At 59.3% G+C, this 17,251-nt stretch carries 13 protein-coding genes and 2 rRNA genes; 11 read left to right on the top strand and 4 right to left on the bottom strand.

All coding sequences use genetic code 11. The features are described 5' to 3' along the window. Window positions 1–533: 533 nt before the first annotated feature. The 5 genes from ACQY7R_RS13200 to ACQY7R_RS13180 all read left to right on the top strand — a co-directional run bounded on the left by ACQY7R_RS13200 (window position 534) and on the right by ACQY7R_RS13180 (window position 8,357). Window positions 534–3,449 (top strand): 23S ribosomal RNA (locus tag ACQY7R_RS13200). A 137-nt stretch (window positions 3,450–3,586) separates the two neighbouring features. Continuing rightward, a 5S ribosomal RNA gene (gene rrf / locus ACQY7R_RS13195) occupies window positions 3,587–3,695 on the top strand. Window positions 3,696–3,895: 200 nt separating this feature from the next. Beyond that, a complete protein-coding gene (locus ACQY7R_RS13190) occupies window positions 3,896–5,002 on the top strand; it encodes a DUF4328 domain-containing protein (protein WP_428306060.1) in 1,107 nt (368 codons plus the stop codon). A gap of 266 nt (window positions 5,003–5,268) precedes the next feature. After that, window positions 5,269–7,014, top strand: a complete 1,746-nt coding sequence (locus tag ACQY7R_RS13185; RefSeq protein WP_428306059.1) for a CAP domain-containing protein — start codon at window positions 5,269–5,271, stop codon at window positions 7,012–7,014. A 197-nt stretch (window positions 7,015–7,211) separates the two neighbouring features. After that, entirely contained in the window at window positions 7,212–8,357 is a 1,146-nt protein-coding gene (locus ACQY7R_RS13180; protein ID WP_428306058.1) for a hypothetical protein, read from the top strand. Window positions 8,358–8,836: 479 nt separating this feature from the next. Here ACQY7R_RS13180 and ACQY7R_RS13175 read toward each other — a convergent pair whose 3' ends face one another. After that, window positions 8,837–9,703 carry an inositol oxygenase family protein gene (locus ACQY7R_RS13175; protein ID WP_428306057.1) on the bottom strand — a complete coding sequence of 289 codons (867 nt, stop codon included), beginning with the start codon at window positions 9,701–9,703 and terminating at the stop codon, window positions 8,837–8,839. A gap of 331 nt (window positions 9,704–10,034) precedes the next feature. On the opposite strand from ACQY7R_RS13175, the gene ACQY7R_RS13170 reads away from it, so the two are divergent. Further along, the gene (locus tag ACQY7R_RS13170; protein ID WP_428306056.1) at window positions 10,035–10,184 is read left to right on the top strand and encodes a hypothetical protein; all 150 of its coding nucleotides are present in this window, start codon (window positions 10,035–10,037) and stop codon (window positions 10,182–10,184) included. A 97-nt stretch (window positions 10,185–10,281) separates the two neighbouring features. Here ACQY7R_RS13170 and ACQY7R_RS13165 read toward each other — a convergent pair whose 3' ends face one another. Next, window positions 10,282–10,692, bottom strand: coding sequence for a 6-pyruvoyl trahydropterin synthase family protein (locus ACQY7R_RS13165; protein WP_428306055.1), 411 nt, complete (start codon window positions 10,690–10,692; stop codon window positions 10,282–10,284). Between the two features lie 177 nt (window positions 10,693–10,869). On the opposite strand from ACQY7R_RS13165, the gene ACQY7R_RS13160 reads away from it, so the two are divergent. From ACQY7R_RS13160 to ACQY7R_RS13140, 5 genes are all read left to right on the top strand, one after another. Then, window positions 10,870–11,952, top strand: coding sequence for a M24 family metallopeptidase (locus tag ACQY7R_RS13160; protein ID WP_428306054.1), 1,083 nt, complete (start codon window positions 10,870–10,872; stop codon window positions 11,950–11,952). Window positions 11,953–11,999: 47 nt separating this feature from the next. After that, window positions 12,000–12,503, top strand: a complete 504-nt coding sequence (gene accB, locus ACQY7R_RS13155; protein ID WP_428306053.1) for an acetyl-CoA carboxylase biotin carboxyl carrier protein — start codon at window positions 12,000–12,002, stop codon at window positions 12,501–12,503. Between the two features lie 105 nt (window positions 12,504–12,608). Next, on the top strand, window positions 12,609–13,955 hold the full coding sequence (accC, locus tag ACQY7R_RS13150) for an acetyl-CoA carboxylase biotin carboxylase subunit (RefSeq protein ID WP_428306052.1): 1,347 nt from the start codon (window positions 12,609–12,611) through the stop codon (window positions 13,953–13,955). Between the two features lie 196 nt (window positions 13,956–14,151). Continuing rightward, on the top strand, window positions 14,152–15,489 hold the full coding sequence (locus tag ACQY7R_RS13145) for a 6-phosphofructokinase (RefSeq protein ID WP_428306051.1): 1,338 nt from the start codon (window positions 14,152–14,154) through the stop codon (window positions 15,487–15,489). Window positions 15,490–15,507: 18 nt separating this feature from the next. Beyond that, window positions 15,508–16,119 carry an inorganic pyrophosphatase gene (locus ACQY7R_RS13140; protein WP_152100469.1) on the top strand — a complete coding sequence of 204 codons (612 nt, stop codon included), beginning with the start codon at window positions 15,508–15,510 and terminating at the stop codon, window positions 16,117–16,119. A 139-nt stretch (window positions 16,120–16,258) separates the two neighbouring features. On the opposite strand, the gene hisB is transcribed toward ACQY7R_RS13140, so the two are convergent. Together hisB and ACQY7R_RS13130 are read right to left on the bottom strand one after the other, a co-directional pair. After that, window positions 16,259–16,852, bottom strand: coding sequence for an imidazoleglycerol-phosphate dehydratase HisB (gene hisB / locus ACQY7R_RS13135; protein ID WP_428306050.1), 594 nt, complete (start codon window positions 16,850–16,852; stop codon window positions 16,259–16,261). A 168-nt stretch (window positions 16,853–17,020) separates the two neighbouring features. Then, a complete protein-coding gene (locus ACQY7R_RS13130) occupies window positions 17,021–17,248 on the bottom strand; it encodes a hypothetical protein (protein ID WP_152100467.1) in 228 nt (75 codons plus the stop codon). Window positions 17,249–17,251 lie beyond the last annotated feature (3 nt).

The following is a 17,251-nucleotide window of genomic DNA, read 5'->3' as shown; positions in this document are numbered from 1 at the left end:
ATCTTCACACCCCCCTTGTGGCCAAGCCGTCCCGCCCTACAATTGCCTCTTCACCGGCCAAAATGACCTCAACTTGAGGATCAGAACTGGCCGATGATCGGTGGTCAAAACAGTTTTGAAATTTTCAAAACACCCTTTGACAGCCACGACGAAGTCCCTACAATACGGGACTCACACCCAGTCGCGAGGATCAGCTGGTTGCAGTTGGTTTGAGCGGCCGGGTTTTCGCGGCTCCCTTGCGGAGTCGCGCCGATCTCTGGTCGGGTCCGTTCTTTGACAATTTGGTGTTTTGAGCAAGAGTGGCATCTGAAACCCACTACTAGCCAACGGGCTTGTCCCTGCGGTGAAGTATTTGGGTCTCCTTTGCCTTAGACAACGAAGATCAAGCGTTACTCGAAGTGATCTGTTTGCTAGTTGGGTCTTTTCGGCCCCGACTAGTAACGCAGGTCGACTTCTTTGTAGCAGCATTTATCTTTGCTCAAGTTCCCCTAACTCGTTCGCGGGTTAGCTGTTCGAGAGCGTTAGATAAATGTGGCCAAGCTACGAAGGGCGTATGGGGGATGTCTTGGCATCAGAAGGCGATGAAGGGCGTGGAAGTCTGCGAAAAGCTCGGGGGAGTTGACAAACAAATGATGATCCCGAGATGCCCGAATTGACGTGCGGTGAATACATAGCCGTACGTGGCTAACCCAGGAAACTGAAACATCTAAGTACCTGGTGGAAGAGAAAGAAAAATCGATTTCGTTAGTAGCGGCGAGCGAAGGCGAAACAGCCCAAACCGCGGAGGTTTCCTCTGCGGGGTTGTAGGGCTTCTCACATGAGAGTTACAAAACTGCCAACTAACAGAATGGCTTGGAAAGGCCAACCACAGAGGGTGACAGTCCCGTAAGTGAAAGATGAGCAGTCTCTCGAGGAGTACCTGAGTAGGTCGAGCCACGTGGAATCTCGACTGAATCTACGGGGACCATCCCGTAAGGCTAAATACTCTCTGATGACCGATAGTGAACTCAGTATGGCGACTGAAAGATGAGAAGAACCCCTGCTAGGGGAGGAATGTGAACCTGAAACCATACGCCTACAAGCGGTCGGAGCACTATGCCCTTCGGGGAATGTGTGACGGCGTGCCTTTTGCATAATGATCCGGCGAGTTACCGTTAGCGGCTCGGTTAAGGCCTTACGGGCCGAAGCCTCAGGGAAACCGAGTCTTAATAGGGCGATCATTGGTCGCTGGCGGTAGACGCGAAACCACGTGATCTACCCATGAGCAGGTTGAAGCGCAGGTTATACTGCGTGGAGGACCGAACCCACTTGGGTTGAAAACCGAGGGGATGACTTGTGGGGAGGACTGAAAGTGTAATCAAACGTGGAGATATCTCGTTCTCTCCGAAATAGCTTTAGGGCTAGCCTTGAGCCACTACGCAGTGGGGGTAGAGATACTGATTTGGTTTGGGGCCCTTCCCGGGGTACCCTGCTGAGCCAAACTCCGAATACCATTGCGACTATCTCAGGAGTCAGTCCGCGAGGGATAAGCTTCGCGGTCGAGAGGGAAACAACCCAGATTACCTGCTAAGGTCCCGAAGTCGTACTCAGTCACTAAGGAAGTTGAATTGCCGTGACAACCAGGATGTTGGCTTAGAAGCAGCCACCATTTAAAAAGTGCGTAACAGCTTACTGGTCAAGCAATTCTGCGCCGATAATGAACGGGAGTAAGTACGACACCGAAGCAGTAAGTTCGTCGCAAGACGAGCGGTAGGAGAGCGCTGTACGTCAGATACAAGCGGTACCGTAAGGAGCCGTGTCGGGGCGTACAGGTGATTATGCCGGAATGAGTAACGATAAGACAGGTGAGAATCCTGTCCGCCGAAAACCTAAGGTTTCCTGGGGAAGGTAAATCCGCCCAGGGTTAGCCGGTGCCTTAGTCGAGGCCGAAAGGCGTAGACGATGGACAGCAGGTCAACATTCCTGCGCTAGCTATGTGGACCGATGGAGGGACAGCGTCCGAAAGGTGAGCGGTACGACTAGAAATGTCCGTCACCCCTTGCAAGATGCCTGGTAGGTAAATCCGCCGGGGTAATTCAAGTTTGGGGTGCGAGCGCGTTTATGTTCGCGAAGTCATCGGAAGGACGTTCAAGAAAAGCTTCTAAGGGTTGAAGCATAGCTAACCGTACTAAAACTGACACAGGTAGGTGAGACGAGTAGTCTAAGGCGCTCGGGAGAATACTGGTTAAGGAACTCTGCAAAATGGCCCCGTAAGTTCGCGATAAGGGGTGCCCTCGGCGGTGCAAGCTGCTGGGGGCCACAGTAAATCGATTCCTCCAACTGTTTATCAAAAACACAGGTCTCTGCTAACTCGCAAGAGGATGTATAGAGACTGACGCCTGCCCGGTGTCGGTAGGTTAAGGGAGTAGGTTAGCCGTAAGGCGAAGCTTGCGACCGAAGCCCCGATAAACGGCGGCCGTAACTATGACGGTCCTAAGGTAGCGAAGTTCCTTGTCGGGTAAGTTCCGACGTGCATGAAAGGCGTAATGAGAGGAAGACTGTCTCAACCAGTAACCCGGTGAAATTGTAGTCGTGGTGAAGATGCCACGTTCCCGCAGCTAGACGGAAAGACCCCGTGAACCTTGACTGTAGGCTGATATTGGGCTCGTGTATTGACTGTGTAGGATAGGTGGGAGGCTATGAACCTTGGGCGCAAGCTTGAGGGGAGCCATTGGTGAAATACCACCCTTTTAATGCATAAGTTCTAACGCTGATTCCTGTGAATCCAGGCAGCGGACAGTGTCAGTTGGGCAGTTTGACTGGGGCGGTCTCCTCCTAAAGAGTAACGGAGGAGCCCAATAGGCGACCTCAGCCTGGTTGGCAATCAGGCATCGAGCGTAAAGGTATAAGGTTGCTAAACTGCGAGACCCATGAGTCGAGCAGATGTGAAAGCAGGGCTTAGTGATCCGGTAGTCCCGTATGGAAGGGCTATCGCTCAACAGATAAAAGGTACTCCGGGGATAACAGGCTTATCGCTCCCGAGCGTCCATAGCGGCGGAGCGGTTTGGCACCTCGATGTCGGCTCATCACATCCTGGGGGTGGAGAAGCTCCCAAGGGTTTGGCTGTTCGCCAATGAAAGTGGTACGTGAGCTGGGTTCAGACCGTCGTGAGACAGGTCGGTCCCTATCTACTGTGGGCGCACGAGACTTGAGGAGGTTCTTCTTTAGTACGAGAGGATTTAGAAGGACGACCCTCTGGTGTTCCTGTTGTCGCGCTAGCGGCACGGCAGGGTAGCTAAGGTCGGAACGGATAAACGCTGAAGGCATCTAAGCGTGAAGCCCGCTCCAAGATTAGGTCTCGTTGGGTAATACCCGAAAGTCCCCTGGAAGACGACCAGGTTGATAGGCCGGATGTGTAAGTGCAGTAATGCATTCAGCTAACCGGTACTAACGGACGAACGCTTGGCCACATTTATCAAACGCTCTCGATTTTCGATCGAAGGCAAAGGCTGATTCAGATTGAGTTGAGGCTCACCCCTCGACTGCCACTCTTGCAAATACACCAGAATGTCAAGCTCGTGCGGGCTTTACCGCCCCACGAGCTTTTTCTGGCGACCATACCGTAGTGGAAACACCTGTTCCCATTCCGAACACAGTAGTTAAGCACTCCGGGCCGATGATAGTGAGAGCACTCGCGAAAGTAGGTATCGCCAGATTTATCAAAAACCCCGTGGGGATCACCTCACGGGGTTTTTGTTTGCGCTGAAATGACAGTTCGATTGTGGTATATTGGCGATTTTCGAGCTCACGCATATTGCTTGAGCGCGACGGCCTAATCATGCTCGGAAGCGGCTAACTATCCGAAGGCATCTGCTTCCGGGGCTAATTCCCATCTTCTTGTCTGCGGCGTGTTTCGATGGCCGACCCTCCCGCACGTATTAGCTTCGTCTGCAAGAGTTGCGGAAAGAAGTACGCGGTGAAGCCCGAGCTAGCGGGCAAGTCAGCGAAGTGCGGCTGCGGCGCGAAGCTCGTTATTCCCACGCCGCCGTCGCCCGCGACTGCGGCCCTAGCGTCGAGCTCGAATCTGAGCACCGAATTGGTGCTGCCGCCAGATATCGTTGGCAAGCCCGATCCCTCGGACGATGAGTATGAGATTGAACCGCCCGTCGCGCGGCCGGTTCACGAAGCGCTCCGCCGCGCCGCCGAGGATTTAGCCGCGTCCGATGCAGCACCGTCGGCAAGTGAGGCGAGCCCGACCCGCGCATTCGAAAGAACTTCGCAGCCAACCAATGGTCCGTCTCTCGTCGGCAGTTTTTTTCTGGCCGCCATTATCCTCGTGAGCGTCGCTACCCTAGCGGAAGCTTGGGCCGGCTGGCGGCTGACGAGCGCCGTCGATGAATTCTCCGCGGTTTATCGGAAATTGCCTTCCCCGCCGCATTTGCAACTGTGGCGTGTTAGCGAGCAACAGACGGAGGTCGATCGCGCGTTTACAAAGTTCGCGCTTGTGGGCTCGATAAAATCCCTTGTTTCGCTCGTCGCATTCATCGCCTACCTCGTTTGGCTTTATAAGTCGCACTCAAGATTGCAGGGCATGAGCGTTGCGAATCTCCGATTTACGCCAGGGTGGGCAGTGGGGTATCAGTTCATACCGTTCTGGAATCTCATCCGTCCGTACCAGATCATGCGTGAAATCTGGCACGGCAGCGATCCGGATGGCGAGCCGCTCAATGATTGCAGCCCGGAGGAAGTCCGCTCAAGTTGGCTGGTTCGCTTATGGTGGGCGTCCGTATTCGTGGGCGGAACCGTTTGCACCGTGATGTTTTTCAATATCGCCAGCGCAAGCAGCGCACTTCCGCCGCCGCAGAACCATGCTCAAGCGCTCGCTGCCGCGACTCGCTTCGTTCCCGTCCAGCAGGTTGGCCTGCTGTTCACGCTAGCCTACTACGTTCTGCTTGGCCTGGTTGTATGGAAAATTGAACGCCGACAGGCCGAACGCCTCGCCGCGTTGTATTCGATCGCTTAGTCGGCGGAGCCCGAAGCCCGGTTCGCCGGCGAGCATTGCCCACAGACAGCTCCGACCTGGCCGAAGCCATCTTTCGAACGACTCGATCGGTGGGGCATTTTCGGCCTCGGGAAATCTTGCAGGCCCCTGCAAACGGGCCAATTTCCGGCCGTTTTCCCCCATTCCAGTCCTTCAAGGCGACCCCGCGCTTGCAGTCTCGCCCACTCTTCGCCACGCTATAGAAACCGTCCTTTTCGCCCCGAATGCCGTCTGGCGGAGACCAGCCGATGCGATCTCGTCATTTAGCCGCATTGCTTTTGCTCGCCGTTACCGCGCCATGGTGCATCAGCACGGCGCGGGCGGACGTTCTCTGGACCGAAAACGCCGAATCGGGCGTCGGCGGGATTACGACGAACGTTGTCCCCGCGAACTATTCGCTGATCCAATCGTCGATCGTCGGACAGGGCGGCAATTCCTTCCACCTCGCCAACCCTGGCTTCGCGGACAATTGGTTTGCCAGCAATTCGGCGTTCACGATTCAGGCCGATTCAAAACTCTTCTTCCTCAGTCGACTAGGCTTCGCCGCCTCGGGACAGGTCGCGCGCGTCGAGATGTCGACGAACAACGGCGCCACTTGGCCGATATCGCTCTACGCGCAAACCGGCACGAGCACTGGCTCGGCGCCCGTCGAAAGTAACTTCGCCCTGCGAACGGTCGACCTTTCCGCCTACGCAGGCCAATCGGCGAAGTTCCGCTTCAACTTGGACTTCATCGGCGGCACCGCCTTCACGCAAACGAGCGCCGGCGTCGGTTGGTACGTCGACGATATCCAACTCGCCGATCAATTCCAAAAGAGCCTCTACTCCATCGGCCAACCCTCCGCTGAAGAGCAGCTTTATCTTGAGTACGTCAACCGCGCCCGCGCCGACGCGATCGTCGAAGCTAACCGCTTGAAGAATGAGAACACCCCCGGCGTGCAGAGCGCGTACAGTTTTTTCGTCATCAATCCGCAGAACATCGTCAATCAGTTCACTGCTTCGGTCTCCAATGGAGTGATCGATCAGTTCGCACAACCTCTATCGTTCAATGCAGCGCTCAATCAAGCCTCGGAACTTCATTCGCAAGACATGCTCGCGAAAGGATTCCAAGGGCACGTCAGCTCGAACAGCCCGCCGGCGCCATTCACCTCAGGCATGACGCTCGGCCAGCGTGCCCAAGCGGTCGGCTACGTCGGGAGCCTGGGCGAAAACGTCTACTCCTACAGTTCGAGCGTCGCAGAAGGGCACGCGGCATTCGACGTCGATTGGGGCAGTTCGGACAATTCGCTCGATCCGAACTACAACCCCGCCTTCGTCGGCCAGGGGATGCAGAACCCCGCCGGCCATCGCATCTCGATTCACAACAACGATTTTAAGGAAGTCGGCATCGGTCTGGTGACTGGCAGCGGCCCGAACGGCGTCGGCCCGCAAATCGTCACGCAAGATTTCGGCAACGCCGGCCCCGGCTCCTTCATTACGGGCGTCGTTTACGAAGATCTCAACAACAACAATTTCTACGACGTCGGCGAAGGCCGCTCCGGCGTTCGAGTCGACGTTCCCGGTTCCGCCTACTATGCCCTCTCGTCGCTCTCAGGCGGGTACTCGATTCCTGTCACCGCGAACGGCGTCTACGACGTCCTTTTCAGCGGCGGCGGCTTCGCGAACTACGGCACGTCAATTACCATCGCCGGCGGGCTGAACGTGAAAGTCGACTACCACGCAGTCGCCGCCCCGTCGTACGCCGCCGACTTCAACGACGACGGTCGCGTCGACGGCCTCGATCTTGCCAAGTGGAAAGGCGATTTCGGCGTCAACGCATTCAGCGACGCCAACAGCGACGGCAAAACGGACGGCGCCGACTTCTTGGTGTGGCAGCGACAGTTCGGTTCCGGCGTAACGCCCGCCGCCGCGGTCCCTGAACCGGCCGGCGGGGCACTCCTCGCATCCGCCGCGCTCGCTCTCTGCGCCGGCTGCAACGCCCGCCGTCGTAGCTAGTCGCTGCGGGCAAGCATCTTCTCCCAGCGAGCCGGGGCGTCCCGCCCCCGGCGATCCTCTTTTCGCGCCAACCCCCAAACACAATCTATCTCCCTCGTTCTGCCATCGAGGAAATCGAACCCTATCGGATCGAATTGATTGAAATCTTCACGCCGAGCCTCTACACTCGCGGCTCACCCCCAACAGGCGTTTGAAGCATGAATGTCAGCCGTTCAAGCATCTTTTCCGCATCGTTTGCCACCGCGCTCGCCATCCTGACGGCGGTTAGCATAACTTCGCAGCTCCAAGCGTTCGAAGTAACGTCGCAGACGCAGACCCAAGCTGCATGGAGCGGGTTTGGCTCGAGCTTCAATCCTCAGTGGTATGGCGTTACCAAACGTGTTGACTGGCAGCCCCCGAGCAGCTCAAGCGGCGTCATTCTTTGGGCAGGAGGGGGCGGCATTACTTTCGGCCCTCCAGCCTCCCCTAAGCCTATTCGGCTGGTCTCCTCGACTCGCCAGCAGAGTTACACGGCGCAGTCGTCCGTTTTTAGCGTGATCGCTGAGACGGGGAACACGAGTACGAGTAAGGAGGCGGGCGTTTACGGTAGCAACGTAGCGCAATACTCGCAGATATTGAACCTCCAGAACCTCGAACTCGCGAAAGCCCGGACCGTCAGCGAGCAGAGTTCAACGCTCACCGACAACTCAATTTCAGCCAGCGGCCGAGTGAGCACGTCGGCAACGCTTCACGCGCAGCTAGCCGGTCAGGGCGAGTCGATTGCCTACAGTCAATCGCTTCTCTCGGCGAACTATTATGTGACGGAGCGCATGCCGTTCACGCTGAGCGGTTCGCTCGCCGGCGCCGGGGCGTTGGATATCGAGTTTTCCATCGTCGATCAAACGTCTGGGAAGTCGATCTTCCAAGTGAAGCCCACGATTGCCAACGTCGGACGTTCGTGGAACTTCGACTTGTCAGGCTCGTTGGTTCCAGGCAGCTACCAAATCAAAGTCGACGCCCATACTTCAGCCTCTTCGAAGACTCCACTGCAGTCGGCTGGCGGTTCCGGCGAATATAAGTTGGCGTTCTCGGCCATCGTGCCGCCGGTGCGGGGAGATTTGAATGGCGACTCCGAAGTCGACGCCGCCGACCTCGGGCTCTGGAGATCGAACTTCGGGAAGAACGCATCCGGCGACTTGAATGCTGACGGTAGAACCGACGGCGCCGACTTTCTCGTGTGGCAGCGTAGCCGTCGCAATAGCACCCCTACTGCTGACGTAATCGCAATCGCAGTTCCCGAGCCGGCCGCACTGTCGCTTCTCGCTTGCGGTCTGGCAACGTTCGCCCTCACCCGCAAGCGGTAACGGCGTCGCTTGCCCCGGTCTGCGAGCCGGGGCGTCCCCGCTTCCGGTCGAAGAGCCGCTCGCTCCGCGCCGACGGATTCGCTGGTCAATAAGGCTAAAAGCTCGACCGCCTCGGAACCATCGCCCTCAACTTTTGGCATCGCACCGAAGGCTTCTCGGCGCACGATGGCGCGTGGCCGAAAATCGCAGCTAGAAGTGGCCACGCTTTTTGCTAAGCTCGCATCTAGGGGCTATTTGTCCTGTATCCTCGCCGCGCAATTGTCGGATCCAGCGTCACGACTAACGAAAGGGTGCGTAGGGTCGCGTTGCGTCGGCCGGCAGAGCGCAAACACTCTGCTGGCGGCATTGACTGTGGCCCCGTTTTGTCGCCGATTGGTTCGCCGTAAAGCGTTGTCGACAAGCGGTTTGCGAATTCTGTCGCCAAAATCGCGGATCGCGACAAAATGACAAAATAGCCGAGCTTTCCGCCAAAACGTCCATTAAAACGCAATCGCCGCCGGCAGGTACTTGTTGATCAAGTCGGTGTAATACGGCCGCAGTTGTTCCCAATTCGGCGGGTTCGGCGACTTCGAATAAAGATCGTAAGGGTTGAATTTCTTCACCCACGGCAGCATCGCCCGGTCGTGATCGTCGCACAGCCAGTCGTACTCGTGCTCGCGGTGCCACGCGTAGAACGAGTGGTACCGGATCATGTAGAGGGCCGGTTCCGGCAGGTAGTCTTTCATGACGTGGTAGAGGTACTCGTCATGCCCCCACGACATCAAGATGTTCCGCAGGCCGCACCCCTCGCGGTAAACGCCCAGCTTCGTGTTGTAGCGCGGATCGCGCGAGTCGGGGTTCTGGTTGAAGTATTCGGAGTAAACGATTCGCTCGCTGAAGCGGCAGCCGACGGGGAACGTATCGCCGACGACGCACCACTGCGGCTCGCCATAGAGGCAGAGGACTTTGCCGAGGTCGTGCAGCAGGCCGACGAGGACGAACCAGTCTTCATGGCCGTCGGCGCGAATCGCTTCGGAAGTCTGCAGCAGGTGCTGCAACTGATCGAGATCGATATCGGGATCGGAATCGTCGACGAGCGTATTGAGATAGTCGCACGCTTCGAAGACGCTCATTTGGCTGCGATTGAGCTGCAGGAACTCGGCCCGCTTGCCCTGCACGAATTCGTAGGTCTGCTTGCGATGGTTCTCTTCGTAGAACGCCCGTACCGTCTCGCGAGCGGGATTCTCATAGTTGCGGTAATCTTCCTTCGCCTTCGTCCCAGGCTCGGGATAAACCTGCTCTTGAACGAATTCTTCCCAGGCTTCGCCGACTTGGTGAGGCGAGACGCCCTTGGTCGATTCACTCATCGAGAACTCCGGAAGAGAACAGGCTGCCGACACCGTACTTCGCAGCGTTGGCTGAAGGCTGTGAACGAGTTTCACACTAACACGTTCCCACTGGAGCGACAACATGAGCGATGCGGGCGGCTCATCCTACCTTTGCGGCATTTCACAGATTCTCTACGCGAAAACTTGCAGACTCTGGGAAGCAGCGTTACAAGTGGGCTGGGGTCCCCCGGCGGAGGGGGATGGACACCCCCGGTTTACGGCCAGCTCCCAGCCAGAGACCACCAACCATGCGTTACTTCATTGACGTCACTGTGGAGACGACCCGAAGCGTTCAGTCGAGTTGAAAGGAATGCCCGCGATCCCCTCAGCCGGAGATACCGTAGCCATCGAAGCGCCAGGAGTGACCGCCTATGGAGTCGTACAGCACCGGCACTTTCAGTACGAGTCGCCGAACGTCTGCCGCGTGTCGCTCGTTTGCCGACATGACAATCCCGAGTGATCGGAGCCGGAAAGTGGGGCAGGACCGCAGGTTTGATCCGATCAGCAAGATTAAGATCCTGTCGATCCGCCCGTGATCCTGTGATCCCGTCCATCTTTCAATCAGGTCGATAGGTCGCGAAGCACTTGGGCGTTTCCCAAAGCTTCACTTCGATAATTGGCACTGGCAGCTTCAGCTTCAGGCTCTCGTCGTAAATCAGCCGGGCGATGTTCTCGGCCGTTGGATTCTGGTCGAGTAGATAGAGCGGCTCGCCCATTTCCTGCAGCGTCGGCACCACGGGATCCTCGCGATGGAGGAGCATCCGGTGGTCGAGGTTATCGTCGATCCAAGTGCTCACCGCCGATTTGATGTCGGAGAAGTCGACCAGCATGCCGCGGTCGTCGAGGTCGGGGCCCTCGATCGTGATGATCGCAACTCCGTTGTGGCCATGGAGATAGCGGCATTTGCCGGCGTAGTTCAGCAGGCGGTGGCCGTAGCAGAATTCGATCTCTCGCGTGACGCGAAACATGGCGGTTCCGAAGCGATGGGGGCGGGGTAGGGGAGGGCGTGAGCGGCTCCACTTGGGTTCCATTCAGGATGACGCGCCCGGGCTGCCGGTTCCACCCCATTTCCCGAGCTTGCCAGCATCTCCTTCTACTCCGATACTGGGGCCAACTCAGCATTCACCCTTAGGGAAGAGGCCACCATGTCTGATCGCCGCCAGAAGCTTCGCCGCCAGCTCAAGCAGGAGGGGCTCGACGCCCTGCTGGTCACGAACTTCAAGAACGTCACCTATCTCACCGGCTTCACCGGCGACGACAGCTACCTGCTCGTCGGCAAGCAGGGCGACGTTCTCATCAGCGATCAGCGCTACACCACCCAGCTGGAGCAGGAATGCCCAGGGCTGGAACTGGCGATCCGCGGTCCGGGCTCGAAGATGCTCGAGTTCACCGCCAAGGCCATCGAGAAGTCGAAGGTGACCCGGCTAGGGATCGAAGGCGATTCGATCACGGTGGGAGTCCGCAATGCCCTGGCCGACGCCCTGCCGAAGGTCGAACTCGTCCCCACTTCCGGTTGGGTCGAGGAACTTCGCATCATCAAGGATAAGGAAGAGATCGACCGCACCCGCCGGGCGTGCGATCAGGCTCGGCGAGCCTTCGAGGTCGTGCGGGCCAAGCTAACCCCTGAAATGACGGAACTCCAAGTGGCGGCAGAGCTTGAGTACCAGGCCCGCCAGTTCGGGGCTAAGGGGCTCAGCTTCGAGGCGATTGTCGCCGTGGGGACCCGTGCCGCCCTCCCGCACGCCCGCCCGACGACCAAGCGGATTGGGGAAGATGACTTTACCTTAATCGATTGGGGCGTGAACGAGGGGCTCTACATGAGCGACTTGACGCGTATGGTGCCCACAGCTAAAATTTCGCCCAAACTCCGTAAGCTGTATGGAGTTGTGTTAAAAGCACAGTTGGCTGGCATCGAGGCAATTCGCCCCGGAGTCACCTGCGAAGAGGTCGACCGCGCCGCCCGCAGCGTGATCGAGAAAGCGGGCTACGGCAAGCAGTTTGGCCATGGCCTGGGACACGGCGTCGGGCTGGAAATTCACGAGGCGCCCCGGCTAGCCCAAGGCCAAACCAGGGAACTGAAGCCGGGGATGATCATCACGGTCGAGCCGGGGATCTACTTCCCCGAGTGGGGCGGCATCCGGATTGAGGACGACATTCTCGTCACGCGAACCGGCCACGAAGTGCTGACCTCGGTGACGAAAGACCTCGACGAATGCCTCGTCGCGTAGCGAACCTGCAAGTGTGTTGAATGAACGACAGCAAAGGTACAAGCAACATGGCTAGTAGTGGATCGAATTCTGAGGACGTCTTCGATGTGCGTCGCGTGCGGCGGCTCGTCGAATTGATGCAGGAGTTCGAACTCGCGGAGATCGATCTGCGGCAAGCAGAGCAACGGATCCGCCTGCGGAAGGATCAGGAGCCGGTCGTGGTCCAGGGTGGTTACGCCCCGGCGCCGATGGCGGCCGCTCCAGCGCCCGCACCCGCGGCAGCAACTCCGGCGGCCCCTGCGGCTGCCGCCCCCGCGGCGCCTGCCGTCGAGACGGGCCACTTCATTGTCAGTCCGATGGTCGGCACGTTCTACGTTTCATCGAGTCCCGACACGCCCGCCTTCGTGAAGATCGGCGATCAAGTCGGCCCCGAGACGGTCGTCTGCATCGTCGAGGCGATGAAGGTCTTCAACGAACTGCCGGCAGAATGCTCCGGCAAGATCGTCGCCGTGCTGGTCGACAACGGCGCCGCCGTCGAATACGGCCAAAAGCTGTTCCGAGTCGAGAAGTAAGCGTCGGCCTCTGGTCTCGCCGCCGACGATCAACGTAACGGACGCGGCGGCAAGCTTCGGCCGGGACGAGCTCCCCGCCTCCACCTACCGTCTAGTTAGTTCGCTATGTATCAACGCATCCTAGTCGCCAATCGAGGGGAGATCGCGCTGCGGGTCATTCGCGCCTGCCGCGAACTCGGAATCGAGACCGTGGCGATCTACAGCGAGGCCGATCGCGGTTCGCATTACCTTAGCTTGGCGAACGAAGCCTACTGCGTCGGCCCGGCGAAGGCGTCGGAAAGCTATCTGCGGATTGCCAACGTGATCAGCGCCGCCGAAGTGGGGAACGTTCAAGCGATCCACCCTGGTTACGGCTTCCTCGCGGAAAACGCCCACTTCAACGAGATCTGCCGCAGCTGCAACATCGACTTCATCGGCCCCTCGCCCGAGGCGATGGCCCAACTCGGCGACAAAGACGCCGCCCGCAAACTGGCCAAGAAGGCTGGCGTGCCGGTCGTCCCCGGCAGCGCGGGGATCATTACCGATCCCGAAGAAGCGCTGCGATTTGCCCACGAGGTCGGTTTCCCAGTGCTGATTAAGGCGGTCGCCGGTGGCGGCGGTCGCGGCATGCGGGTCGCGGCGAACGACCTCGCGCTGAAGTCGGCCCTGCAGCAAGCCCAGCAGGAGGCGGAAGCCGCCTTCGGCAATGGCGCCGTGTACCTCGAAAAGTACATCGAACAGCCGCGGCACGTCGAAGTGCAGGTGCTCGCTGATAGCCACGGCAACGCGGTCCATCTGTGGGAACGCGATTGCTCAGTCCAGCGTCGCCATCAGAAGTTGATCGAGGAAAGCCCCAGCCGCAGCATCTCGCAAGAGACGCGCCTGGAAATGTGCGAAGCAGCTCGTCGGCTGATTCTCACCGCCAACTACGTCAATGCGGCGACGGTCGAGTTCATCGTCGATAAGGATGGCAAGTACTACTTCATCGAAGTGAACGCTCGCATCCAGGTCGAACACCCTGTCACCGAAATGGTCACCGGCATCGACCTGATCAAGCAGCAAATCTTGATCGCCTCGGGCGAGCCGCTGCCGTTCAAGCAGGAGGACATCGTTCACCGCGGCGCTGCGATCGAGTGCCGGATCAACGCCGAAGATCCGAAGCGCAAGTTCCAGCCGTCGCCGGGCAAAATCGAGCGGCTCATCGCACCGGGCGGCTTCGGCGTGCGGTTCGACTCGCACGCCCACAGCGGCTACGTCGTCCCGCCGTACTACGATTCGATGATCGGCAAGCTGATCGTCCACCGTCCCACCCGTGAAGAAGCCATCAGCACCATGCTCCGCGCCCTGGCGGAAATGCGGGTCGACGGCATCAAAACGACCATCCCCATCCACCAAGAAATCCTCAGCCACAGCGCGTTTGCCGAAGGTCGCATCGATACGACCTTCGTCGAGCGGACGTTTGGGGCTGATTGATCGACCGAAGGCGAGGGCGTCTGGCCCAGCCATTCTCGGTTTGTCTCCGGCGCCTTAGAATGCCGGGCTTCCACGAACAGAAAAGACCCGACCAGTCGTCGAGCGAACCTTTTCGCCTCGCCGACGCGGTCCGCCGCTCGATGGTATCCTGCGATGCGTTCGACGGCGTTGAGCAAGTGAGAGAAGAGAGAGACCCATGGCTAAGAACAGCACGCTTTCCAGCCCGCCGCGGACCCCGCATAACTTCCGTCGCGCCGCGATTTTATTCGCTGGCGGGCCAGCCCCGGCGGCCAACGCCGTGATTTCCGCCGCGGCCGTTTCGTTCCTTCGTGACGGCATCGAAGTCGTCGGCGTGAAGCACGGCTACTCGCAGCTGCTGCAGTTCGGCCCCGATCGCCCGCTGGTCGAAGGGCAAGACTATGTGATGATCGATCACAAGATGCTCCGCCGCACCCGCAACTCGCAGGGGATCATCATCGGCACCGCCCGTGCGAACCCCGGCAAGAATGTCTCCAGCCCGGCTCACTTGGACGACGTCGAACGCGTTGCTCCGCTCAAGACCGTCTACGATGCGCTCCGTTCGCTCGGCGTCGACATGCTCGTCTCGATCGGCGGCGACGACACGTTGAAGACGGCGAACAAGTTCCGCTTGTTCCAAGAACGGCTGCCGCTCGAAGCTCCGCGGATCCCGGTCGTCCACTTGCCGAAGACGATCGACAACGACTATCGCGGCATCGACTTTACGTTCGGTTACTTCACTGCCGTTGATTTTCTCGGAACCGAAGTTCGCAACATGCTGGCCGACGCCGAGGCCAATCGCAGCTACTTCCTCGCTGAGTCGATGGGGCGCAGCGCAGGCTGGCTCGCCTACGGCGTGGCGATCGCCGGCGAAGCGAGCTTGGTGATCAGCGTCGAGGACATTGTCGGCAAGTATCGGATGTCCGAAGAATCGGTCAATCCGACGACAGGCGAGAAGAAGGTTCGTGAGATCATGAACCTCGACGAAGTGATTCCGCGCATCGTGGCGACGATTACCGCCCGCGAGAAGGAAGGCAAAGAATACGGCGTCATCGTCATCGCCGAAGGTTTGGCAGAATTCCTGCCGAATAAGTTCCTGGAAGGCGTCGGCCGCGACGACCACGGCCACATCAACATTTCGGCGATTAACCTCCACGATTTGTTCGCGGAGCTGATCGCGAAGGAATACCATAAGACTACTGGGAAGAAGCGTAAGATCACGCCGGTGCAAATCGGGTATGAAGGACGTTGTGCGAAGCCGCACGCGTTCGACGTGATGCTCGGCAGCCAGCTCGGCGTCGGCGCCTACCGCGCCTTAGTCGAGAAGCGACTCAACGGCGTGATGGTTTCCGTTTCTGGCCAGCTCCAACTCGAATACGTGCCGTTCGACGACCTCGTCGATCCGCAAACGTTGGTCACCGTGGTACGGTACATCGAGACGGACAGCGATTTCCACCGATTGACGCGTTTCCTGGAAACGCATGTGCCGGAAGGCGAACCCGGCGGGCCTCTCTAAGCGACTGCAGGATCAACCATGAAGTTTCCCTCGCCGTTCTACCGCTGGCGCCCCCACCCTTGGCACGGCCTCGACGTCGGCCCTGCGGTGCCAACGGTTGTACACGCTTACATCGAGCTCACCCCGTTCGATCGTATCAAGTACGAACTCGACAAGCAGACGGGATACTTGCGGGTTGATCGCCCGAACCGCACGTCGTCGTTTTGCCCGACGCTGTACGGCTTCGTGCCGCGGACGTTCTGCGGGTCGCGCGTCGCGGCGCTGATGCCCGAGGCGAAAGCCGGCGATCACGATCCGCTCGATATTTGCGTGATCAGCGAGCGGCCGATCACGATGTCGGAAATCATCCTGAAGGCGCGGATCGTCGGCGGCTTGCCGATGTGCGACAACGACGAGGCCGACGACAAGATCATTGCCGTCCTCGAGAACGACAACATGTGGCAGGACGTCACCGACGTCACCCAGTTGCCGAAGGTGATGGTCGACCGGCTGCGGCACTACTTCAGCACCTACAAGATGCTGACGCCGGATGACGCGAAGGTCCACATCGCCGACGCTTATGGTCGCGAGCATGCCGAGGAAGTGGTGAAGGCGGCGATGGCCGATTACCTCGACCACTTCGGCGAGTAAGCGACGGCTGGTTGCGCTGATCTAGCCCCGGGCTCCGCCCGAGGGTCGCGCACCACTCCGGTGGAACGTCGCCTCTACTTCACGCCAACCCCCGGGCGGAGCCCGGGGCTAGGGGAGCGGGCGGACTCGTGAAGGCGTCTCAGCCGTCCAGCGAGCCTTTGGTGCTCGGCACGCCAGTCATCCGCGGGTCGGCTTCAACCGCCATCCGCAGCGCTCGGGCCGTGCCTTTAAACACCGCCTCGGCGATGTGGTGGCTGTTCCGCCCGTAGTGCAGGAGCACGTGCAGGTTGCAGAGCGTGTTTGCCGCGAACGACTGCCAAAAGTCTTCGAGCAGCTCGCTATCGAACGCCCCAATCTTCGGCGACGGCAGCGGGGCGTTGAAGGCGAGCGCGTATCGGCCGCTCAGGTCGACGGCGACGGTCACCAGCGTCTCTTCCATCGGCAGCGTGAAGTGCCCGTAGCGGCGGATGCCACGCTTATCGCCGAGCGCCTCGCGAAACGCCTGCCCGAGGCAAATACCGGTGTCTTCGACCGTGTGGTGCTGATCGACATGCAGATCGCCGCGAGCGGCAACGTTGATATCGAACGCCCCGTGCTTGGCCAGCAGCTCGAGCATGTGATCGAGGAAGCCAACCCCCGTTTGCACGTTGGCGACCCCGGAGCCGTCGAGGTTCACTTCGACGACGATTTCGGTTTCGGCGGTCTGGCGTTCGATGCGGGCGGTGCGACTCATCGGCTCTTCGGCGGGCTAGGGCGGAGGCGGGGTTTGTAGCGTCCTCACGACTCTACCATGGAGCGGAGCCGCGCACGAACGGTTCGCCCAGTCGGAACGAGCCGATCCGCCGGCAGGGGCCGGAGCAGGCTGCGAGTCTGCTATAACCGGCAAAAAACGCCCGGGAAACTAGGCCCAATCCAGGCCCGTCTCCTCACGAATGCGGTCTTCAAACCCGCCCAGCAGCCCGCCGACGACTTCCCAGCCACGTGGGCGGCGAACCTCGACGTCCCCTTCGTGATTCACGCGGACAATCGTTTCGTCCGAGACGTGGGCCCGCTGAAACTCGTCCCCTTGCAACTCGTCTTCGTGGAGGGCGCGGCGGAGCGTGGCGCCGGTCATTTCAATGAAACTCATCGC

The organism is Lacipirellula sp. (assembly GCF_965279485.1).
Lineage (GTDB): Bacteria > Planctomycetota > Planctomycetia > Pirellulales > Lacipirellulaceae > Lacipirellula.
The sequence above is the reverse complement of the archived record's forward strand: the minus strand, read 5'-3'. Positions and strand labels throughout refer to the sequence as shown.